Annotated in this window: 20 protein-coding genes and 1 tRNA gene; 10 read left to right on the forward strand and 11 right to left on the reverse strand. The window is 69.2% G+C overall.

The annotated features are described in order from the left end of the window. Positions 1-186 precede the first annotated feature (186 nt). From ACX80U_RS18910 to ACX80U_RS18920, 3 genes are all read left to right on the forward strand, one after another. On the forward strand, positions 187-720 hold the full coding sequence (locus ACX80U_RS18910) for an SRPBCC family protein (protein ID WP_459269516.1): 534 nt from the start codon (positions 187-189) through the stop codon (positions 718-720). Further along, entirely contained in the window at positions 720-2,087 is a 1,368-nt protein-coding gene (locus ACX80U_RS18915) for an FAD-binding oxidoreductase (protein ID WP_459269526.1), read from the forward strand. Before ACX80U_RS18910 ends, ACX80U_RS18915 begins: the two co-directional genes overlap by 1 nt. A 101-nt stretch (positions 2,088-2,188) precedes the next feature. After that, positions 2,189-2,710, forward strand: a complete 522-nt coding sequence (locus tag ACX80U_RS18920) for a DUF4190 domain-containing protein (RefSeq protein ID WP_133083128.1) — start codon at positions 2,189-2,191, stop codon at positions 2,708-2,710. A 57-nt stretch (positions 2,711-2,767) separates the two neighbouring features. Here ACX80U_RS18920 and ACX80U_RS18925 read toward each other — a convergent pair whose 3' ends face one another. The 4 genes from ACX80U_RS18925 to ACX80U_RS18940 all read right to left on the reverse strand — a co-directional run bounded on the left by ACX80U_RS18925 (position 2,768) and on the right by ACX80U_RS18940 (position 7,762). After that, a complete protein-coding gene (locus ACX80U_RS18925; protein WP_208740546.1) occupies positions 2,768-4,129 on the reverse strand; it encodes a DUF4032 domain-containing protein in 1,362 nt (453 codons plus the stop codon). A 143-nt stretch (positions 4,130-4,272) separates the two neighbouring features. Next, positions 4,273-5,361, reverse strand: coding sequence for an ABC transporter ATP-binding protein (locus ACX80U_RS18930; protein ID WP_133083130.1), 1,089 nt, complete (start codon positions 5,359-5,361; stop codon positions 4,273-4,275). A gap of 105 nt (positions 5,362-5,466) precedes the next feature. Next, positions 5,467-6,273 carry a trehalose-phosphatase gene (otsB, locus tag ACX80U_RS18935; protein WP_459269517.1) on the reverse strand — a complete coding sequence of 269 codons (807 nt, stop codon included), beginning with the start codon at positions 6,271-6,273 and terminating at the stop codon, positions 5,467-5,469. Further along, on the reverse strand, positions 6,263-7,762 hold the full coding sequence (locus ACX80U_RS18940) for a trehalose-6-phosphate synthase (protein WP_133083132.1): 1,500 nt from the start codon (positions 7,760-7,762) through the stop codon (positions 6,263-6,265). Before ACX80U_RS18940 ends, otsB begins: the two co-directional genes overlap by 11 nt. Positions 7,763-7,882: 120 nt before the next feature. Between ACX80U_RS18940 and ACX80U_RS18945 the strand changes: the two genes are divergently transcribed. Together ACX80U_RS18945 and ACX80U_RS18950 are read left to right on the forward strand one after the other, a co-directional pair. Continuing rightward, positions 7,883-8,743 (forward strand): DsbA family protein, encoded by an 861-nt coding sequence (locus tag ACX80U_RS18945; RefSeq protein WP_459269518.1) that lies wholly within the window; start codon positions 7,883-7,885, stop codon positions 8,741-8,743. 92 nt (positions 8,744-8,835) lie between these two features. Then, positions 8,836-8,912: transfer RNA gene (locus ACX80U_RS18950), tRNA-Thr, on the forward strand. 137 nt (positions 8,913-9,049) lie between these two features. On the opposite strand, the gene rsgA is transcribed toward ACX80U_RS18950, so the two are convergent. The 4 genes from rsgA to ACX80U_RS18970 form a co-directional block, all read right to left on the reverse strand. Continuing rightward, positions 9,050-10,105 carry a ribosome small subunit-dependent GTPase A gene (gene rsgA / locus ACX80U_RS18955; protein ID WP_459269519.1) on the reverse strand — a complete coding sequence of 352 codons (1,056 nt, stop codon included), beginning with the start codon at positions 10,103-10,105 and terminating at the stop codon, positions 9,050-9,052. Between the two features lie 197 nt (positions 10,106-10,302). Next, the gene (locus ACX80U_RS18960) at positions 10,303-10,503 is read right to left on the reverse strand and encodes a hypothetical protein (RefSeq protein ID WP_459269520.1); all 201 of its coding nucleotides are present in this window, start codon (positions 10,501-10,503) and stop codon (positions 10,303-10,305) included. Positions 10,504-10,621: 118 nt separating this feature from the next. Beyond that, on the reverse strand, positions 10,622-11,953 hold the full coding sequence (locus ACX80U_RS18965; protein WP_459269521.1) for a multidrug effflux MFS transporter: 1,332 nt from the start codon (positions 11,951-11,953) through the stop codon (positions 10,622-10,624). 94 nt (positions 11,954-12,047) lie between these two features. Then, positions 12,048-12,551: a YfcE family phosphodiesterase gene (locus ACX80U_RS18970; protein WP_133083136.1), complete on the reverse strand. Its 504-nt coding sequence runs from the start codon at positions 12,549-12,551 to the stop codon at positions 12,048-12,050. A 107-nt stretch (positions 12,552-12,658) separates the two neighbouring features. Here ACX80U_RS18970 and ACX80U_RS18975 point away from each other — a divergent pair, with 107 nt between their 5' ends. The 4 genes from ACX80U_RS18975 to ACX80U_RS18990 all read left to right on the forward strand — a co-directional run bounded on the left by ACX80U_RS18975 (position 12,659) and on the right by ACX80U_RS18990 (position 14,639). After that, on the forward strand, positions 12,659-12,850 hold the full coding sequence (locus ACX80U_RS18975) for a hypothetical protein (protein WP_133083137.1): 192 nt from the start codon (positions 12,659-12,661) through the stop codon (positions 12,848-12,850). Positions 12,851-12,894: 44 nt separating this feature from the next. Then, complete coding sequence (locus tag ACX80U_RS18980; RefSeq protein WP_133083138.1) at positions 12,895-13,275, forward strand: SPFH domain-containing protein; 381 nt, start codon at positions 12,895-12,897, stop codon at positions 13,273-13,275. A 37-nt stretch (positions 13,276-13,312) separates the two neighbouring features. Next, positions 13,313-14,230, forward strand: a complete 918-nt coding sequence (locus ACX80U_RS18985; RefSeq protein ID WP_459269522.1) for an SDR family oxidoreductase — start codon at positions 13,313-13,315, stop codon at positions 14,228-14,230. Positions 14,231-14,366: 136 nt separating this feature from the next. Then, positions 14,367-14,639 (forward strand): hypothetical protein, encoded by a 273-nt coding sequence (locus tag ACX80U_RS18990; protein ID WP_133083140.1) that lies wholly within the window; start codon positions 14,367-14,369, stop codon positions 14,637-14,639. A 30-nt stretch (positions 14,640-14,669) separates the two neighbouring features. Here the strand turns inward: ACX80U_RS18990 and ACX80U_RS18995 are convergent, their stop codons facing one another. The 3 genes from ACX80U_RS18995 to ACX80U_RS19005 form a co-directional block, all read right to left on the reverse strand. Then, positions 14,670-16,331: a catalase gene (locus tag ACX80U_RS18995; protein ID WP_459269523.1), complete on the reverse strand. Its 1,662-nt coding sequence runs from the start codon at positions 16,329-16,331 to the stop codon at positions 14,670-14,672. 141 nt (positions 16,332-16,472) lie between these two features. Next, complete coding sequence (locus ACX80U_RS19000; RefSeq protein WP_459269524.1) at positions 16,473-18,257, reverse strand: thiamine pyrophosphate-requiring protein; 1,785 nt, start codon at positions 18,255-18,257, stop codon at positions 16,473-16,475. A gap of 3 nt (positions 18,258-18,260) precedes the next feature. Further along, positions 18,261-19,415: a baeRF2 domain-containing protein gene (locus ACX80U_RS19005; RefSeq protein WP_459269525.1), complete on the reverse strand. Its 1,155-nt coding sequence runs from the start codon at positions 19,413-19,415 to the stop codon at positions 18,261-18,263. 170 nt (positions 19,416-19,585) lie between these two features. On the opposite strand from ACX80U_RS19005, the gene ACX80U_RS19010 reads away from it, so the two are divergent. Then, positions 19,586-19,795 carry a hypothetical protein gene (locus ACX80U_RS19010; protein WP_133083144.1) on the forward strand — a complete coding sequence of 70 codons (210 nt, stop codon included), beginning with the start codon at positions 19,586-19,588 and terminating at the stop codon, positions 19,793-19,795. Positions 19,796-19,906 lie beyond the last annotated feature (111 nt).

Raw genomic sequence — 19,906 nt, forward strand, 5'->3', positions numbered from 1 at the left:
ACAGCGCCGATGGTACTGCACCCGAGAGAGTGTGGGAGAGTAGGACACCGCCGGACAACACTCCAACGGGAAGGCCCCGCACCACCAGGTGCGGGGCCTTCCCCACTTAAAACCACACACCCCGATCCACACCCCGGTGGCAGACGCAGGCACCGGACGGCCACCCCACAGCGGTAGGGTCGAACCATGAGTGGATTGTTCTCACACCCCTCCTCGGCGACGGAGTCGGCCGAGCGGGCGGCGTTGCACGTGGAAGTCTCCGTGCCGGCTCCCCGTGATCATGCCTGGGCCGGACTGACCGAGCACCTGCATCTGTGGTGGCCCGCGGGGGAGCTGAGCCGATGGGGAGAGGACAGTTTCTTCGATCTGGAGGACAACGCCCTCGTGGAGACGTCCTCGCAGGATGACGAGAACGTCTGGGGTGAGATGGTCGACGGGCAGCCAGGACAATGGCTCGAGCTTCGCTGGAAGCACGTCGGCTCCACGTCGGCCACGCAGGTGCGGATGGAGATGGCGGAGGTCGTCGAAGACGCGCTGGACCGCCCGGGTGGAGACCGCACCGCTGGGGACGGCCGAACGGACGACGCACCGGTCGGAACGCGCCTGACACTGATCCACAGCGGCTGGACGGCCGCCGATCCGCAGGACCTCTACGAGTTCTACACGAGATTCTGGCCCGACACCCTCGCTCGGTACCGGCGCTTCATGGGCGGATCATGATGCACGCCTCGCTCCTCGACGAGCTGACGGCGACCCTGCCCGGCCGGGTGTCGATGACCTCCGCCGACCTGCTGGCATACTCCCGTGATCAGGGGCCGGTCCTGCACCCCACCCTGCCCAGCGCGGTCGTCCGAGCGCGTTCCGTCGAGGACGTGCAGGCACTGCTGCGATGGGCCACCCGCCACACTGTGCCCGTCGTCAGCCGTGGTGCCGGCTCCGGCGTCTCCGGCGGAGCGCACGCGACGCCGGGCAGCGTGGTCCTGTCGCTCGAACTCATGACCAGGATCGTCGAGGTGAACCCCGACGACGAGACCGCCGTCGTCGAGCCGGGCGTGATCAATGCCGACCTCAACGCGGCTGTCGCAGAGCACGGCCTGATGTACGCCCCGGACCCGGCGAGTTACCGCTGGTCGACCATCGGTGGGAATGTCGCGACGAATGCCGGGGGGCTCCGCTGCGCCAAGTACGGCGTGACCCGGGACTCGGTCCTCGCCCTCGACGTCGTCCTCGCCGACGGCACCCTCGTCTCGACGGGGCACCGGACGTTCAAGGGTGTTGCGGGATACGACCTGACCGCCCTCATGACCGGATCCGAGGGGACACTGGGAGTGATCGTGGGCATCACAGTCCGATTGCGGTACCTGCCGCGCGAGGTGCACACGTTGGCGGCCTTCTTCGACGACTTCCCGCAGGCAGCGGCCGGCGTCCTCGCGATAGGTCGTGCCCGTGTGCAGCCCGCGATCCTCGAGCTCCTCGATGGTCGTACCCTCGAAGCGCTCGACGGCGCCCACGGCTCGGACCTCCGGCGACGGGGTGGGTCACTCCTCCTTGTCCGGACCGACGGCTACGGGGCGGCAGCCGAGGCCGAGGCCATCAGATCGGCCCTGGCCGCGCTGGGAGCGAGCGTCAGCGACGAAGGGTCGGAAGAGGCCGACCGCCTCGTGGACCTGCGGCGGCACAGCCGCGGGGACGAAGTCGACGACCTGTACCGGGTTGGCGAGGACGTTGCGGTGCCCAAGTCCCGACTGGTCCACTATGTGGCCGATCTGGAGGCGATGGCCGTGCGCCATCGGGTCCGGCTGAAGGTGGTCGCCCACGCCGGGGACGGCAACCTCCACCCGACGTTCTGGGTGGAGCGCAGCGAGGGGGAGCAGGCACGGCAGCGGCTCGAGGATGCGCTGGACGAGTCGGTGCGGCGTGCCCTCGACCTCGGCGGGACGATCACGGGCGAACACGGCGTCGGGCAGTACAAGCGCAGGTGGCTGGCCTGGGAACAGTCGTCGGAGATCCTGGAGCTGCAGGCGCGGATCAAGCAGGTCTTCGATCCGCTCGGCATCCTGAATCCGGGGAAGGCGATCGTCTCCTGATTGTTGCGCCGCAGTTCCGGATGCCGCCTGTCGCCCAGTGATACTGTTCAAGAAATTGCCGGAAAACTCCGTCTTTTTCCATCTCTTCCCCTGGGGGCAGCATGTCTGACAACAATCCCGGATCGCAGGGCAACTCGCCCTACGGCCAGCAGAACCAGCCGCAATACGGCCAGAACCAGCCGCAGTACGGCCAGAACCAGCCGCAGTACGGCCAGAACGAGGGATCGTACGGACAGCAGTCTGCATCGCCCTACGGCCAGCAGGGCCAGTACGGGTCGGGCTCGGGCAACTACCCCGGCCAGCAGGGTTACCAGGGGCAGCCCGCAGAGAACCCGGGCCGGACGCTCGGGATCGTCGGTCTCATTCTCGCCATCTTCCTCGCGCCGATCGGCCTCATCGTCAGCATTGTCGCCTTCGTGAAGTCGCGAAAGGCCGGCATGGGCAACGGACTCGCCCTGGCCGGGATCATCGTCGGGGCGCTCCTGACGATTCTCTGGACGGTCCTGATCATCGTGATCGCCAGCTTCGCGGCGGATCTTGCCCAGCAGATCATCCAGGCGTGCGAGGGCCAGCCGACAGGTACGCCGGTCACGGTACAGGGCCAGCCGGTCGAGTGCCCGTAGCGGATCCAGCATGACGAAGGACCGGCAGCCGTCGTGCTGCCGGTCCTTTCCTTATGCCTAGTTGTCCCCGTACTCCGAGTCCTCGTCGATGCCGATGGTCCTGGCATCGGCCGTCAGCATGATCTCCGCCTCGTCGCGCCGGTGCCGCAATTCGTCGTCGAGGTAGGACTGCACGGCTTCGGCCATCGGTACGTTCCGGTCCTCGCGCTCGGACATGTACCACCGGTGTTCCAGCACCTCGTGCACCACCTCGGCGGGCTCGAGCTTCCCGCCGAGCTCGCGTGGAACGGCGCGGACGATGGGTTCGAACACCTCGTTCACCCATAGGTGGGCGCTGAACTCCTCGTCCAGGGTGGGGTTGTTGTCTGCGCGGTAGGCGTCCATGTCGTTCAGGAGGCGCCGCGCCTGGTTCTCCTGCGCATCGAGGCCTGTCAGCCGGAGCAGACGACGGCTGTGGTGTCCGGCATCGACGACCTTGGGCTGCAGCTGGATCTGCGTGCCGTTCGCGGCCGTCTTGATCGCGTACTCCTCGACGTCGAACCCTAGCTCGTTGAGCCGCCGGATACGAGCGCCCACCCGCCAGCGTTCGCCGAGCTCGAAGGACTCCTTCTCGGTCAGCTCGCTCCAGAGGCGGCGGTAACTGTCCATGATCAGCTCGCTCGTCGCGAGCGGGTCCACCTTCTCCTCGATGAGTCCGCCCTCGGCGAGGTCCATCAGCTCGCCTGCGATGTTCACGCGCGCGATCTCGAGGTCGTACTCCCGCTGGCCGGTCGACAGCTCCGGGTAGAGCTCACCTGTCTCGGCGTCGACCAGATAGGCCGCGAAGGAACCGGCATCACGGCGGAACAGCGTGTTCGACAGTGAGACGTCGCCCCAGTAGAAGCCGATAAGGTGGAGGCGTACGAGGAGCAGCGCCTGTGCGTCGATGAGGCGCGTCAGGGTGTCCCGGCGGAGGGTCTGCGAGAACAGGGCACGGTAGGGCAGCGAGAACTTGAGGTGCCGGGTGACGAGGACCGGGTCGAGGTCCTCCCCCTCGGGCGTGGTGCGGCCGGAGATGACGGCGACGGGTTCGACACACGGCACATCCAGGCGCTGGAGCTTGCGGAGCATGTGGTACTCGTGGCGGGCGATGTGCTCGCTGGTCTCCTTGACGGCGATCACGGACCCGCCGAGATGGGCGAAGCGCACGATGTGCCGGGAGATGCCGCGCGGGAGCGCGGCGAGTGCACTCGCGGGCCACTCCTCGAGGGCGATGTGCCAGGGGAGGTCGAGGAGTTCCGGGTCGGTGGCTGCCGCCGTGATGTTCAGGGACCCGAGACTCGGGGCCTCCGCGGAAGCGGGCCGCAGCCGCGGCAGCTTGCCGGTCTGGTCGTAGTCCGTCGGCTCGTCATGCCACTGGGCGTTCGAGGTCTCTGTCATGGTGCTGCCTTCGAGGTAGGGCTGGGATGGTCCTGGTTCAAGGGTAGTTGCCGTTAAACGAAGCGGTGGCGTCCGCCGGGTATCCAGGGGATGCCCGGCGAAGCCACCGCCGTCGTCGTACGTGGTGCGCAGTCCGCGAGGAGCTAGACCGTCTCTGCCAGGCGGAGACCGCTCGTCGTGTCGAACAGGTGCACGTGGCCCTGCTCGGGGCGGACATAGACGCTGTCACCCTTCATCGGCGGGCGGCGGCCGTCGACGCGGACGACCATGTCGTGGTCCTTGCCGTCGAGCGTGGTGTGACCGTAGATGTAGGCGTCGGCGCCGAGTTCCTCGACGACGTCGACCTCGACCTGCAGGCCCTCGCCGGTGCTGCTGAGGACGAGGTCCTCGGGACGGACACCCAGGGTGACGGTGTTGCCGGCGGCCGCGTCCAGGACGCTGCTCGGGACCGGGTAGACGATGCCACCGAAGAGGACGCCGCCGTCGGCCACGGGCAGTTCGAGGAGGTTCATCGCGGGAGAGCCGATGAAGCCGGCCACGAAGACGTTCTTCGGACGCTCGTAGAGGTTGCGGGGGGTGTCGACCTGCTGGAGGATTCCGTCCTTGAGGACCGCGACACGGTCACCCATGGTCATGGCTTCGACCTGGTCGTGCGTCACGTACACCGTGGTGACTCCGAGGCGGCGGGTCAGCGAGGCGATCTGGGTGCGGGTCTGCACGCGCAGCTTCGCGTCGAGGTTCGACAGCGGCTCGTCCATGAGGAAGACCTGCGGGTTACGGACGATCGCACGGCCCATGGCGACACGCTGGCGCTGACCGCCGGAGAGTGCCTTCGGCTTGCGGTCGAGGTAGTCCTCGAGGTCGAGGAGCTTCGCGGCCTCGCGGACACGCTCCGCACGCTCTTCCTTCGAGACACCGGCGATCTTGAGCGCGAAGCCCATGTTGTCGGCGACCGACATGTGCGGGTAGAGAGCGTAGTTCTGGAAGACCATCGCGATGTCGCGATCCTTCGGGGGGACGTCCGTGACGTCGCGGTCACCGATGAGGATGCGACCGGAGTTGACGTCCTCGAGGCCGGCCAGCATTCGCAGGGAGGTGGACTTCCCGCAGCCGGAGGGTCCGACGAGGACGAGGAATTCGCCGTCGGCGATGTCGATGTTCAGCTTGTCGACGGCGGGCTTCTCGGTGCCCGGGTACAGGCGCGTGGCCTGGTCAAACGTTACCGTTGCCATGGTGTTGGTTCCTTTTCACGGGCAGGTACGTGCCCGACGATCCGTAGTGAATGGAAAGATATTCAGTTGGAGTGCGCGACCCGCCAGCAGTACCGGTGACGTCGGTCACGCTTCCGTAGTATGACACGTTCCCCGGGATGACGCATCCGCCGTCCGCAGGGCCACCAGCTCCTCGAGGACCGCGGTGAAGTCCTCCGGGGAATCGACCGTGAAGGACGCGGCGGTGGGGCCCGGCCCGATCCGCACGCCGACGTCGCCCGGACCGAGCGTGCGCTGGGCGTCCTCGTCCGTGACGTCGTCTCCCGCGAACAGGACCGCCGTGGCGCCCGTCGACTCCCGCAGCAGGGCGAGTCCCTGGCCCTTGTCCGCCCGGACCACCGAGATCTCGAGGACGCGCTTCCCATCGGTGATGCTCAGCTCCCCGAGTTCCGCGAGCCCCGTACGCGCTGCGCCGACTGCGGCATCGGCGACGTCGTCGGCTGCGGTCCTGGTGTGGAGGACGACGCCGGCCGGCTTGTATTCGACGAGGGTCCCCTGATGCCCTGCCGCCGTCCGTTCCACGACGTCGACGGCTCGCCGCAGGAGCTCCTGCTGTTCCGGGGTGAGGGCCAGGGGTGCGCCGTCGGGTCCGGTCCAGGTCTCGGCGCCATGGCTGCCGATGAGCATGGTCTGGGCCGGAGGCTCCGCGACGATCCGGAGACTGTCGAGGGCGCGGCCGGAGATGAGTGCCGTCGTCGTGTCAGGGAGGGCGGCCAGCGCGCGGAGGGCCGCGGCCGACGCCGGAAGCGCGCGGGCGTCCTCGGCGCGCTCCACCAGCGGTGCGAGTGTGCCGTCGAAGTCCAGCGCGACGAGCAGGTGCGGTGTCGAGGAGAGGGCCCGGAGCGCTGCGTCGAGCCCGGCATCAGTCACCATCGGTGGGGCTCCCGGAGTGGAGGGCGTCGAGGAAGGCGTGCGACCAGCGCTCGACGTCGTTGTGGACCACCTGACGCCGCATGAGCCGCATGCGCCGCATGGCTTCCGCCTTCGGCATCGAGATGGCGGAGATGATCGCGCTCTTCAACCCGTCGATATCGTGCGGGTTGACGAGGATCGCCTGGCGGAGGGTGTCCGCGGCTCCGGCGAACTCGCTCAGGACGAGCATGCCCGTGTTGCCGGTGCGGGCGGCGACGTACTCCTTGGCCACGAGGTTCATGCCGTCCCTCAGGGCGGTGACGAGCATGACGTCGGCGGCGAGATAGAGCGCCACCATCTCCTCCACCGGATAGCTGTGGTGGAGATACCGGATGGCGGTGTTCTTCATGGTGTCGTGCGTGCCGTTGATCCGGCCGACGGCACCCTCGATGTCCTCACGCAGGATCCGGTACTGCTCCACGCGCTCGCGGCTCGGGCTGGCCACCTGGATGAGGGCGGCGTCCTCGACCGTGATGGCGCCGTCCTCGAGCAGTTCCCCGTAGGCCTTGAGCCGGTGGCCGATGCCCTTCGTGTAGTCGAGGCGATCGACGCCGAGGAGGATGTGCTGCGGATCGCCCAGCTCGCGCCGGATCTCCTTCGACCGCTCGATCACGTCCGGACGCTGCGCCAGCTCGGTGATGGACGCGGTGTCGATGGAGATGGGGAACGCCTCGGCCCGCGATACGTAGGCCGACGTGCCGTCGTCGCCTGCAGGCACCTGCACCTGCTGGGCCTTGATCGTGTAGCCCTTGAAGCGGCGTACGCAGCGGAGGAAGTTGCTCGCGTCGCTGGGGCGCTGGAAGCCGATCAGATCCGCGCCGAGGAGCCCTTCGATCACCTGCCGGCGCCAGGGGAGCTGTGCGTAGATCTCCAGCGGCGGGAACGGGATGTGGTTGAAGAAACCGATCTTCAGATCGGGCCGGGCCTCCCGCAGCATCCGGGGGACGAGTTGCAGCTGGTAGTCCTGCACCCAGACCGTCGCCCCCTCCGCTGCCACGGACGCGGTCGCCTCCGCGAAGCGCTCGTTCACCCTGCGGTAGGAATCCCACCAGGTGCGGTGGAACTCGGGAGAGGCGATGACGTCGTGGTAGAGCGGCCACAGGGTGGCGTTGGAGAAACCCTCGTAGTACAGCTCCACCTCCTCCGCGCTGAGCGGCACCGGGACGAGGCGCATGTTGGCTTCGTCGAACGGCTCGAGCGTCTCGTCCGGAGCTCCGTGCCAGCCCACCCAGGCGCCGTCGGCCTTCGCCATCACCGGCGCCAGTGCCGTCACCAGGCCGCCCGGGGAACGGCGCCACGCGCTGGCGCCGTGCTCGTCGACGACGCGGTCCACCGCGAGCCGGTTGGACACGACGATGAAGTCGAAGTCGCCGAACCCGCCGTCCGCGGAGAACGTCGGGATGACCCCTGGCGTGGTCGAAGGTTGTGCTGCGCTCAAAACGGGCTCCATCGCGGTAGTTGGTCTTCCCCGTGACTCTATCGGGTCGTGCTCCCCGCGGTCCGGCGTCCCAGGGGGCTTGAAGCAACGGCCGATAAACTGTCGCCACCGCACGGCCGACGAAGAGGACTGATGGCACCCGCACCCGCACGCAAACCGACCAAAGCCGAACGCGCCGCCGCCGGCCGTGAACGCGAGCGCCTGGCGCGCGAGGAGCAGCAGCGCAAGGACCGCCGGAACGGGTTCCTCGCCCGGTGGGGGGTCGTGGTGGCAGCCCTCGTCGTCGTCGCGGTCATCGCCTTCGTGGTGGTCGACACCGTGCGAGGACGGGTCCCCGATGCCGGGCCGGCACCACAGGGTGGCAATGCCCAGGGTGGCATCACGCTCCTGTCGAGCACGGACACGGCGCCGACGGGGACCGACGCGGTCGACGTCGCGACCCTGCCCGGGGAGCCCGCCGCCGAGGGGACGGTGCCGGAGGGCATCACCTCCGTCACCAACGGCCCCCTGCAGGTGGTGGCCTACGTCGACGTCAACTGCGTGCACTGCGCGGACTTCGAGGCGCGGCACTCCGAGCAGATCCTCTCGTGGCTGGACGGCGGCGAGATCACCTTCGAGTACCGGACCGTGGCCTACCTCGACCGCACCAGCAGCACCGAGTACTCCTCCCGCGCTGCGAACGCCGTCGCCTGTGTGGCCGATTCCGCGCCCGAGGTGTACTTCGACGTCAACCAGCGGCTGTTCGCGCACTACGAGCAGGGGGAGCTCGACGACGACGGCCTCGTGGCGCTCGCCGCGGATGCCGGCGCGGGGGACATCTCGTCCTGCGTCGAGGACGGTACCTTCCGGCCCTGGGTGAAGTACACGACCGAGGCAGCACAGGCCGCGGCGGTCGGCGGAACGCCCACCGTGTACGTGAACGGTGAGGTGGTGCCGAACGCCGTCGAGGATCTAGAGACGGCGGTCCAGGCGCAGTTGGATGCGCGCGGCTGATTTCCCGCGGTGCCGGGGCTGGGCTACCCTTATTGAGCGCTGGCGTCACCTCCCCCTCGGGAGGGCGGCGGCGCCGCTGGCCCGGTCAGCACGCCTCCTTAGCTCAGTTGGCCAGAGCACCGCTCTTGTAAAGCGGGGGTCGTCGGTTCGAATCCGACAGGGGGCTCCATCCGAACCCTCCTGACCAGCAGAACCCCCGGCAGGAGGGTTCTGCCATGTCAGAGCTGCCCGTCTCGGCAGCCGGCTGCAGCCGCGCATGCCTGACGGCGTCCTCGGCGCGCTTCGTACAGTTCGACGGCGTCCCGCTCAGCGATCGTCCGCAGGCCGGTTCCGGTCGTCCTTCCCCATCCCCGCATCGCGGGGCGGCCGATGGGACGACGTCGTGCGTCGCCGTTGCTCCGCGACGCTCTGCCTTCGGCGGAGGCTCGCGAGTTCGCGCTCCATCTTCCGGTAGCTGAGCCAGCGCCGTTCCTCCAGCAGGCCCGACCCGATGGCCGCGTGCACGGCGCAGCCCGGTTCGCGGTCGTGGACGCAGTCCCGGAAACGGCAGTCGGGGAAGAGCGCCTCGATGTCCCCGAACACCTCCGACAGCCCGTCCTCGGCGTCCCACAGGGCGAACCCCCGGAGTCCCGGCGTGTCCATCACGACGGCGCCGTCGCCGAGAGGAACCAGCTCCCGCGCCGTCGTCGTGTGCCTGCCGCGGCCGTCGCCGGCCCGCACCGCTCCCGTGTCCTGCCGGTCCTCGCCGGTGAGCGCGTTGATCAGGCTCGACTTCCCGGCGCCGGACGGCCCGAGAAGGGAGAGGGTCTGCCCTGTGCCGATTCGCCCGCGCAGCTCCTCGAGACCGTCGGCTGCCTCCGCCGACGTCGTGAGTACCTCCACGCCGCGCACGCGGGCGATCGTCTCGGCGACGACGTCGTCGAACCGGGTGCTCAGATCGGCCTTCGTGAGGATGACGATCGGCACGGCACCCGAGTCCCAGGCCGCGACGAGGGTCCGTTCGAGTCGATTGGTCGACAGCGGCCGGTCGAGGGGGACGACGACGCCGACCAGGTCGATGTTGGCGCCGAGGACCTGGGCCTGGGACGAGGGGTCGAAGGCGCGCTTGCGCTGCAGGGTGGACCAGCGGGGCAGGGCACACACGACGGCCGGGGACCCGCCGTCGTCCCGCACCCCGACCCAGTCGCCGGTGACGAATCCGCCGTCGCCGTCGAGGTGGAGGAGGCCCTGCGGCCGGGCGAGCAGGACGCGGCCGCGATCGGCCCGGATGACCCGGGCCGGCAGTGTGCCGGCCGTGGGTGCGAAGGAGGAGAAGAGACCGTCGACGCGGTCGGTGAAGCCGTACTGCACGAGAGTGTCCAACGTAGGTCCTCTGCTGAGGGCCTCCCACGGGCGCGGCTAGTGCGGGAGAGGGAGGGAGGCGGGGCGGATCAGGGCGGCGGCGCACTGCGCAACGTCAGGGACCATGACTCCACCTCCTCCTACGGATCGCGGCTCGGGGAACCGGCGGACCCCCATGCTAGTCCTGTCCGTGGTGGTGGGACCAGGACCGGAGACGATCAGGCGGAGGTCTTGTCCGCCTTCGCCGCGGCCCTGCGCTCGGCCCTGCGCCTCTCCCGGGCCAGATCACGCCGGAACTTCTCGTCGTCGACCGCGGAGTTCCGGCTCATCCCCATCACCCACACGACGATGAGGACCACCGCGAGCAACCAGACGACGATCCCGGCGCCGAGGAGGAGGGCGATCTGCAGGACGGTCATGGCACTCCTCTCGTCATGGGCGGCCGCGAACACAGGTGCTCCATTGTCCCAGAGTGCGGGCGGTGTGTCAGGTACTGCTCCCGCGTCGGGGTCCGAACGCCCCGTGGACGTGTCGGTGTCAGCCGCGCTGGTCGGGGCCCTGGGCCTCCACCTGTTCCGCCTCGCGCTCCTCGGTGCCGGCGGCCGAGGTGGTCGGTCCCGGTTCCATGCCGTCGCGCTCGCGCCAGCCGCCCGTGCGGTAGGCCGGCGTCCCGACGGCGAGGACCATCAGGGTGAGTGACACGGCGACGAGCATCACGCACACCATGGCCACCGAGTCGCCGCCGAGGAGACCGACGAACGGGCTGACGAGTCCCGCCACCCCGGACTGGAGGGAGCCGATGACGGCGGCGGCGGTGCCGGCCATGTGCCCGTAGTTGTGCAGTGCGAGGACCGAGGCGTTCGCGGGGATCATGCCCTGCGTCCCCAGGACGAGCCACAGGCCGGCGACGAGTCCGACGATTCCGCCGAAGCCGGTGAGCGCGATGGCCAGGAGGACGAGGGCGCAGACCATCTGCACGATCACGGCGATCCTGAGGACCCGGATCGGTGCGGCGCGGCGCACGAGGGCCGCATTGAGCTGGGCCGAACCGACGATCGCCGCGCCGTTGAGCGCGAACACCGCGGCGAACTGTCCCTGGTCGAGGCCGTACTCGTCCTGGAAGACGAAGGGGGAGCCGACGACGTAGCTCATGATCACGGCGAGCCCGAGGCCGGGAATCACCGCGAGGGCCATGAAGTGCCGGTCGCGGAGCAGGGCCGCGTAACCCCCGGCGACCTGTCGCGGGTTGCCCGGGCGCCGCTGGTCCCGCGGCAGCGACTCCGGCATGAACCTCCAGACGATCAGGACGAGGAAGAGCCCGATCAGCGCGAGCGCGTAGAACACGGCCCTCCACTGCCACGCACCGGAGATGGCCTGCCCGACGGTCGGTGCGAAGAGCGGCGCCACTCCGATGACGAGCATCAGCCGGGACAGCAGCCTGGCCGCGTCCGAGCCCACGAAGCGGTCGCGGATGACGGCGATGGCCACGACCGACGCGGCGGCATTGAAGAAGCCCTGGCAGACCCGCAGCCCGATCAGCGTCTCGATGTCGGGTGTGATGGAGCACAGGACGGACGTCACGACGTGCAGTGAGATGCCGATGAGGAGCGGCAGGCGCCGTCCGAACCGGTCGGAGAACGGTCCGATGACGAGCTGGCCCACGCCGGCCCCGATCAGCATGCCGGACATCGTGAACTGCGCTGCGGCCTGCGTCGTCCCGAGGTCCTCCGCCACGACGGGCAGGGACGGGAGGTACATGTCGGTGGTGATCGCCGGCAGCGCGGCGAGGGCGCCGAGCATCAGTATCCACTTGATGCTCGAGCGCTGTGTCGGAATGGTCCCGGTTCCTGCCGTCCTCGCTGTGCTCACCCTGAAACCCTAGGCGGATCGTTGACCGACCGAACAGGTCTTTGGGGAAGGCTCTTCATCGGATGCTCTTTCTGGACAGGGATCGTGTCCGGGGCTAGCGCGCCGGCAGCCGGTGCAGTTCGGCCTCGACCCCGCGTGGGTCGATGACGGCGGTCATGTAGGTGCAGAACGGCTGGCGGCGCCGGTCGGTGGGGGAGCCCGGATTGAGCAGCCTCAGCCCGGAGTCGGCGGAGGTGTCCCACGGGATGTGGCTGTGGCCGAACACCAGGACGTCGACGTCGGGGTAGAGCGCAGCCATGCGTGCTTCGCGCCCCTGCTTCTGGCCCGTCTCGTGCACGACGGCGAGGCGTACGCCGTCGAGCTCCGCCCTCGCGACCAGGGGCAGCCGCGCCCGGAGGCCGTCGCCGTCGTTGTTGCCGTAGCAGGCGATCAGGTGGTCGGCGCGGGACTCCAGTTCGTCCAGCAGGGCTTCCTCGGTCCAGTCCCCGGCGTGCACGACGACGTCGGAGGACTCCACGGCGGCCCACACCTCCGCGGGGAGCTCCTTCGCGCGCTTGGGCAGGTGCGTGTCGGCGAGCAGCGTCAGGGTGAGGGGCATGCAGCCATTGTCGGTGGTCACCCCGTACCAGTGACAAGTGAAGGGCCCTGTGCCATGCTTTCGTAAGCACGCTTACTAATCATGCGGGACACCGCGAGGAGGCAGCAATGCAGATCGACAAGTCGCAGATCATCGAACTGTTGAAGAGCCAGGGCAAGGACGACCACGCCGACCAGGCAGGGTCCGAACTCCCGGACCGGGTGGATCCGGAGCTGCACGCGGACCTCCTCGCACGGTTCGGCATCACCCCGAAGGATCTGCTGGGCAAGATCCCCGGCCTCGGCGGCTTCGGCGGTTAGACACCCCGGCGCATGGGCGCCACCAACGAGTGAAGGAGCCGGTCATGGATACGAGTCAAGTGGTGTGGATCGTCGTCGGGGTCGTCGTCCTCCTTGCCGTCATCGCCCTGGTGGCACTGCTGCTCCGCAAGCGGGGCACCGCCCAGCGGGAGCGCCGGCAGGAAGAGGACCGCCACCGGGCCGCCGAGATGCGCGAGCAGGCGAAGAACACGGAACTCGAGGCACGCGAGCGTGAGGCGAAGGCGACGATGGCCGAAGCCGAGGCGCAGCGTGCCGAGATCGAGGCCGAGCGGCTTCGCCGACAGGCCCAGGAGAGGCAGACGGATGCGCAGGGGCTTCGTGAGAAGGTGACGCACCACCATCAGGAGGCCGACTCGATCGATCCCGACATCCCGAAGGACGGTGATCCGCGACAGGGCCGGTGATGATCGGCCGGTCGGGACAGGCACGATGACTGCCACGGTGACTGACACGGTGACTGACACGGTGACCGTGGTCATCACGGGCGCGTCGAGCGGTATCGGCCGGGCGACGGCGCGACTGTTCGCGGCGGACGGAGCCCGGCTCGTCCTCGCCGGGCGCGACGCGCGGACGCTGGAGACGGTGGCCGCCGAGTGCCGCGGCAGGGGGGCCGCGGTGATCGTCGTGCCCACGGACGTCGGCACCGAGGACGACGTCGACCGCCTCGCCGACGCCGCCGTCCGCACGTTCGGCGGTATCGACGTCTGGGTGGGCAACGCCTCGCTGTACAGCTTCGGCACCTTCGAGCAGACGCCGTCGGAGGTCTTCGACCGGATCATCGACGTCAACCTCCTGGGCCAGGTGTACGGGGCGCGTGCAGCCCTGCGGGTCTTCCGCACCCAGGGCCGGGGGGTCCTGGTGTCCGTCGCGTCGGTCTACTCGAGAATCACCTCGCCACTCGTCGGCCCCTATGTCACCAGCAAGTTCGGGCTCCTCGGTTTCCTGGAGGTGCTCCGGATGGAGCTGAGGGACGCGCCCGGGATCCACGTCTGCGCCGTCCTGCCGGCCACGATCGACACACCCATCCACCAGCATGCGGCGAACTACACCGGTCATCCCGTCCGCCCGCTACCGCCGGTCACGGACCCGGTCCGGGTGGCCCGGGCGATCATCCGCGTCTCGCGCCGTCCCCGCCGCCTGGTGCAGGTGGGCCGGATCCAGTCGGCATTCGTCTACGCCCGGGCGCTGGCACCGGCCGTGTACGAGCCGGTGGTCGCCCGCGCCTACCGCACGCTCGCGGTGAAGAAGGGCTCGGCGGCGGCAGCGCCGGGCAACCTGTTCGAGCCGGACCGGACGCTCACCGGTGTCACGGGCGGCTGGCGGCTCCTGTCGTGGCTCCGGCGCACTCCCGGCGGCTGATGCCGGTCCGGGCAGCGGCCTGCCGGGCCGGCGGGCACGGTCGCCGCACAGCATGCCCCCCGGGGCGCTGTCAATGTGAGGGACACGACGTTCGCCCGCGAGCGTCGCGCCACGGGCGCACCTCCATAGTTGAGGTATGAATCAATGGCAGGGCCTCCTGGCGCAGTGCGCCCGGGGTATGGGGTTCGATCGCGGGCGGAGACGGGCGGCCTACGCGCTCGCGGGAGTCGGGGTCTTCTGGGCCGTGGGGCTGCTCGGCGGTCTGCGGATCCTGCACACCGCGTCGTCGCCCATGACCACGCTCGTCCTCCTGTACGTGATGCTCGCCGTCGTCGCGCTGTCCCTGGTGGTGGCGGCCGCAGCCGTGGCCGAACTCGGGCGGCAGGCAGCCGAGAGGCGCCGGCGCTAGGCACCGACGCCTCCCGGCCGCGGGGGCCGGCTAGCGGGTGACGACGACGTGCTCGTTCGGCACGCAGTGCGTCATCGTCAGGCCCTCGACATCCCGCGGACCGTTGCTGCCCAGGTTCTTCAGGCGCTCCAGCTCCTCCTCGGAAAGGGTCTGGCTGGCGAGCGGCGGCAGGTCCTTCACGTCGGCCAGGCCGACCCCGAGTCCCTCGCCGACGCGGGCCCCGAGTTCGTCGTCGACCAGGTAGAAGTGCCAGACCATGCGCTCCTGCACCGCACGGGCCGCCTGCCCGATCAGCGTCACGAAGTTGGCGATGAGATCGTCCTTCTCCCACTGCTCGAGCAGCTGGTACCGCTGGCCCGCCTGCAGGTAGTCCTGGGTGAGCGGGATGCGCTGGCGGGTCAGGCGCCCGGAGATCTCCGGGCCCTGCTCGTCATGCGTGGGGTACTCGCCCTCCCGGAGGCCCCCGGTGATCGACGGCTCGTAGTTCACGTGCGGGTTCTGCCCCGGAGCGAGGTCGGTGCCGTAGGACATCTGGCCGCCGCGCTGGTTGGTGTGGACGGGGGCGTTCTTGGCGGAGTTCACGGGCAGCTGCAGGTAGTTCGGGCCCACCCGGTAGCGCTGCGTGTCGCTGTAGCTGAACGTGCGTCCCACGAGCATCTTGTCGTCGGAGAAGTCCAGTCCGTCCACGAGCACGCCCGTGCCGAAGGAGATCTGCTCGTTCTCGTTGTGGTGGTCGGTGACGTTCCGGTTGAGCGTCATGGTCCCCACGAGCTTCGGCTCGAAGTCCTGTTCCGGCCAGGTCTTCGTGTCGTCGAGCGGATCGAAGTCGAGTTCGGGGTGGTCGCGGTCGTCCATCAGCTGCACGTACAGGTCCCACTGCGGGTGGTCGCCGCGCTCGATGGCCTCGTAGAGGTCCCTCGAGGCATGGCCCAGGTCCGTCGCCTGGATGTTCGCGGCGTCCTCCTCGGTGAGGCTCCTCACCCCCTGCCGCGGCTGCCAGGTGTATTTGACCAGCTTGGTGTCACCGTCCGCGTTGACCCACTTGTAGGTGTTCACCCCGAAGCCCTGCATGGAGCGGTAGTCGGCCGGGATGCCGCGTGGGCTGAAGAGATTTACGAGCATGTGCATGGACTCGGGCGTCTGCGACATGAAGTCGAAGATGCGCGCCGGGTCCTGCCGGAAGGTGATGGGATCCGGTTTCAGCGAGTGGATGACGTCGGGGAACTTGATGGCGTCGCGGATGAAGAACACGGCGAGGTTGTTGCCCACGAGGTCCCAGTTGCCGTCCTCGGTGTAGAACTTGACGGCGAAACCGCGCGGATCGCGGGCCGCCTCGGACGAGTCCCTGCCGCCGATGACGGTCGAGAAGCGGATGGCGACGTCGGTCTTCTTGCCGGGCTCGGAGAACAGCTTCGCGCGCGTGTACGCGGCGATGGGCTCGTCGCCCCACGTCCCCGTCGCCTCGAACTCGCCGAACGCCACGAACCCGCGGGCATGGACCACGCGTTCGGGGATGCGCTCCCGGTCGAAGTGGCTGATCTTCTCGAGGAACTGGTAGTTCTCCAGGGTCGCCGGGCCCCGGGCCCCGACCGTGCGGGAATTCTGGTTGTCGTAGACCTGGTGGCCCTGGCGGTTGGTCAGTACTGCGCGGTCATCGCCCTCGGCGGGCGGCTGGCTGGCGACGTCGGTCATGGGGTTCTCCTCACAGCGGCCTCTGGTTCCCTGCGGCGACGAGGGTCGGCAGCGCCCCGCACCGGATTTCGACGCTACCGAAGGCCGGGACGGGCGGCAACCACCGTATCGGCCTGGCCGGATCGCTTCCCATGGGCGGTGCTAGGCCCCTTCAGGTCCCTGCTCGATCTCGGCGTACCGCTGCAGCAGGGCGGCTGCCCCGCTCTCCGGTTCACCGGCCAGGGCGGTCCGCATCGGGTCCAGCTTGGCCTCTCCGGCAGGGAAGGGCGGGAGGAGGGGTACGTCCGGGTCCGTGACGACATCGAGCACGAAGGGCCGGTCGGCAGCGAATGCCCGCCGCCACGCGTCGGCGAGGGACTCCGGATCCGCCACCCTCACGCCGTCGAGCCCGAGCAGGCGCGCATGCGCCGCGAAATCGACGTCGGGCAGGGCCTGGCTGTCCTCGAAGCGGGGTTCGCCCTCCATCTCCCGCTGCTCCCAGCTGACCTCTGCGAGGTCGCGGTTGGACAGGACGCACACCACGAAGCGGGGATCCGGCCAGCTGCGCCAGAGCTTCGCGACGGTCACGAGTTCCGCGAGACCCGCCATCTGCATGGCGCCGTCACCGGCGAGCACGACGACGGGGCGCCGGGGGTGGGCGAGCTTCGCAGCGATCCCGTAGGGGACCCCGGCACCCATGCAGCCGAGCGTGCTGGACAGGTGGGCGGGCACCCCGCGGGGCAGCCGGAGCTGCCGTGCGTACCAGTAGACGCAGCTCCCGACGTCGACCGCGACCTGCGCGTCGCCCGGCAGCACGGCGTCGAGTTCGTGCACCACGCGCTCCGGGTTCACGGGACGGGCCGGCACCAGGGCCCGTTCCGTGGCGATCCGGTGCCATCGGCGCACCTGCTCCTCGACCTCCCGGCGCCAGCTGTGGTCCTGCTGGCCGTGCAGCAGCACCAGCAGGGCGGTCAGGGTCTCCGCCGCGTCACCGTTCAGTGCGACCTCGACGGGGTAGCGGTTGCCGATGGCTTTCGGGTCGATGTCGATCTGGACGGCACGGGCCTGGCCCGGCGCGGGGTAGTACTCGGTCCAGGGGTCGTTCGATCCGATGATGAGCAGGGTGTCGCAGTTGCCCAGGAGGTGGGCGCTCGCCGTGGTCCCGAGGTGCCCCATGGTGCCGGTGGCGTGGGGCAGCGATTCATCGACGTAGGGCTTGCCGAGCAGGCTCGTGGTGATGCCCGCCCCCAGCCGCTCGGTGACGGCGAGGACCTCCTGCTGGGCATGGGCAGCGCCCTGCCCCACGAGCACCGCGATCTTCCGGCCGGCGTTCAGGACGGCCGCCGCGTCATGCAGGTCCGTCTCCCGGGGCGACACGCAGCCCATGGACCATACGGGCGACGACGGCACCACGCCGTGCTCATGGGGTGTCCTGGGAGCTGGAGCCTGCTGGACGTCGTGCGGGAGGATGACGACGGCGGGCGACCGCGTCGCGAGAGCTGTCTTGAAGGCGCGGTCGAGGACCATGGGCAGCTGCTCGGGGCCCGCCACCTGCTGACGGAACTCGGAGGCCACGTCCTTGAACAGGCTGAGGAGGTCGATCTCCTGCTGGTACGCAGACCCGAGCACCGTCTGGCTCTGCTGCCCGACGAGCGCTACGACGGGCACACTGTCCATCCGTGCGTCGTACAGTCCGTTGAGGAGGTGGACCGCGCCCGGCCCCTGGGTGGCGGTGACGACCCCGACCCCGCCCGTGTACTTGGCGTGTGCCACGGCCATGAAGGCGGCAGCCTCCTCATGGCGCGCCTGCACGAAGGCCGGACCCCCTGCCCGCCGCAGTGCACCGAGCAGGGGGTTGATGCCGTCACCGCTGTAGCCGAAGATCCGGTCCACACGCCATGCGGTGAGGTGGCGGACGAGGAAGTCGGCCGCCGTGTCCTCCGCCACCGGCTAGACCGCTGCCGGCACTTCGGGGCCGGTGGGCCAGCGGAGGAGGGCGGCGATCGGCTTCTCCTCGAGGGCGCCGGACGGATACATAGTGACCTGGGCGTCCGTGAGAGCGGCAGCGCGCAGCAGCGCGGCCACGGCGGGCACGTGGCCGAGCACGCCGGCACCGGCGGTCTCGGCCTCCGACGCCGCTACCCATGGCGCTGCATCGAGGGCCAGGAGGGTCTCGCCGTCCCAGGCCGTGGTCTCGAGGAGCAGGGATTCCACCTGCGCCTGCTGCAGGGCGGTGATGACGGCTCCGCGACCAATGGCGGAGGTCCTCGTGCCCTGGCCTTCCTTCTCGGCCAGACGCTCCAGGAGGGTGTGCTGCCGGTCGGCCAGCGTGAGCGCCACGAGCTGCTGGACCTGCTCGAGGAACGTCTCCTCGTCCGCGCCGTCGGCGCGCGTGTTGCTCTCGATGATGTTCAGCTTGTCCCGGGACTCCTGCGACACCTCGTCATGGACCAGCTGCCGGGCGCGGATGTCACCCGCCACGATGATGAGCTGCGCGTCGTGCTCGGCAGCGATGCGGTCGATCTCGGATGCGACCTCGCGGGAGTTCATCTTCCAGACCTTCTCGGCATGCTGCTGCATGCGCCTGTGCGCCCAGCCGCCGCTCCCGAGCTTGCGGGTGTGGTCGGTGTCCCCCTCGACCGTCGTGTCCGGTCCGCCCGCCATGAGGTGGGCCTCATCGCCGTCGGCATACCGCAGGTACACCTCACCGCCGTGGTGCCCGACTTCGGCCACGATATAGGCGAAGTCCTCGGGCGTGTGCCGGACGAGGGGAGTCAGGTCGGGGATCGGGCCGGTCGCGGTCACGGTCAGGCCCACCAGGTTCCCGGGGAGGAACTCGTTGACCACGGCCTGTCCGTCGTTCACGAGGAGGTAGCGCGTCACCGGGTCGGGCAGGCCCTTCGCGGTGGTGCCGAGCGCGGCGACCGCCGCCTCCACGTCCTGTTCCGGAGCACCGGCGTCCTTCATCTCCTGGGCGACGCTGCGGGGGAGGATCTCGTCGTTGGCCAGGCCGTCCACGGTACCGGTGCTGCCCTCCACATAGATGGTGGTCCATGGGCCGGGCCGTTCGAACAGATGGGCGTGGTCTTTGAGTACGTGCGTCACGAAGATCCCCTGTCATGTCGGTGGTTCGTCCGGCGCGGGTGCCAGCGCCGGAATACTAAGGACACTTATGGTCTATCACCCGGGGCTGGTTGCTGAGAAGGACCGATTGGTCTGCCCCCGGGCTTGAAAAACGCTCGGCACGCGTGGGCGGCGGCGGGTAGCGTGGGTGCATGCTCACAGTTCCCGAGAATTTCCCACCCGCCTACGTCAGCTATCTCGAAGCCCAGGACGAGGGCTTCGCCGAGACGGTGCTGATGGTCATGAAGCAGTCCGTCGCGGAGGGCAAGCACGGCATCCTGATCAGCAACCAGGCTCTCGACCGGGGAGCCGAGACGTCCAAGGAGATCCCCTTCGGCGAGGTCGTCGAGGGCACGCGCTGACCGGAGGTCGGTAGCGCGCTCCCTCGCGGTCCGGAACGCAGAAGCGGGGGGAAGCCGGGGGGGTGGGGTTGTGTTTTTTTTTTTGGATGGTGCTTGGTTGTGTTTTTCTTC

The sequence above is a fragment of the Arthrobacter sp. TmT3-37 genome, from assembly GCF_054510835.1.

Excerpts from the sequence above, each read along its gene's own strand:
- ACX80U_RS18910 (WP_459269516.1), top strand. The coding sequence starts at position 187 with ATGAGTGGATTGTTCTCACACCCCTCCTCGGCGACGGAGTCGGCCGAG.
- ACX80U_RS18915 (WP_459269526.1), top strand. The coding sequence starts at position 720 with ATGCACGCCTCGCTCCTCGACGAGCTGACGGCGACCCTGCCCGGCCGG.
- ACX80U_RS18920 (WP_133083128.1), top strand. The coding sequence starts at position 2,189 with ATGTCTGACAACAATCCCGGATCGCAGGGCAACTCGCCCTACGGCCAG.
- ACX80U_RS18925 (WP_208740546.1), bottom strand. The coding sequence starts at position 4,129 with ATGACAGAGACCTCGAACGCCCAGTGGCATGACGAGCCGACGGACTAC.
- ACX80U_RS18930 (WP_133083130.1), bottom strand. The coding sequence starts at position 5,361 with ATGGCAACGGTAACGTTTGACCAGGCCACGCGCCTGTACCCGGGCACC.
- otsB (WP_459269517.1), bottom strand. The coding sequence starts at position 6,273 with ATGGTGACTGATGCCGGGCTCGACGCAGCGCTCCGGGCCCTCTCCTCG.
- ACX80U_RS18940 (WP_133083132.1), bottom strand. The coding sequence starts at position 7,762 with ATGGAGCCCGTTTTGAGCGCAGCACAACCTTCGACCACGCCAGGGGTC.
- ACX80U_RS18945 (WP_459269518.1), top strand. The coding sequence starts at position 7,883 with ATGGCACCCGCACCCGCACGCAAACCGACCAAAGCCGAACGCGCCGCC.
- ACX80U_RS18960 (WP_459269520.1), bottom strand. The coding sequence starts at position 10,503 with ATGACCGTCCTGCAGATCGCCCTCCTCCTCGGCGCCGGGATCGTCGTC.
- ACX80U_RS18970 (WP_133083136.1), bottom strand. The coding sequence starts at position 12,551 with ATGCCCCTCACCCTGACGCTGCTCGCCGACACGCACCTGCCCAAGCGC.
- ACX80U_RS18975 (WP_133083137.1), top strand. The coding sequence starts at position 12,659 with ATGCAGATCGACAAGTCGCAGATCATCGAACTGTTGAAGAGCCAGGGC.
- ACX80U_RS18980 (WP_133083138.1), top strand. The coding sequence starts at position 12,895 with ATGGATACGAGTCAAGTGGTGTGGATCGTCGTCGGGGTCGTCGTCCTC.
- ACX80U_RS18990 (WP_133083140.1), top strand. The coding sequence starts at position 14,367 with ATGAATCAATGGCAGGGCCTCCTGGCGCAGTGCGCCCGGGGTATGGGG.
- ACX80U_RS18995 (WP_459269523.1), bottom strand. The coding sequence starts at position 16,331 with ATGACCGACGTCGCCAGCCAGCCGCCCGCCGAGGGCGATGACCGCGCA.
- ACX80U_RS19010 (WP_133083144.1), top strand. The coding sequence starts at position 19,586 with ATGCTCACAGTTCCCGAGAATTTCCCACCCGCCTACGTCAGCTATCTC.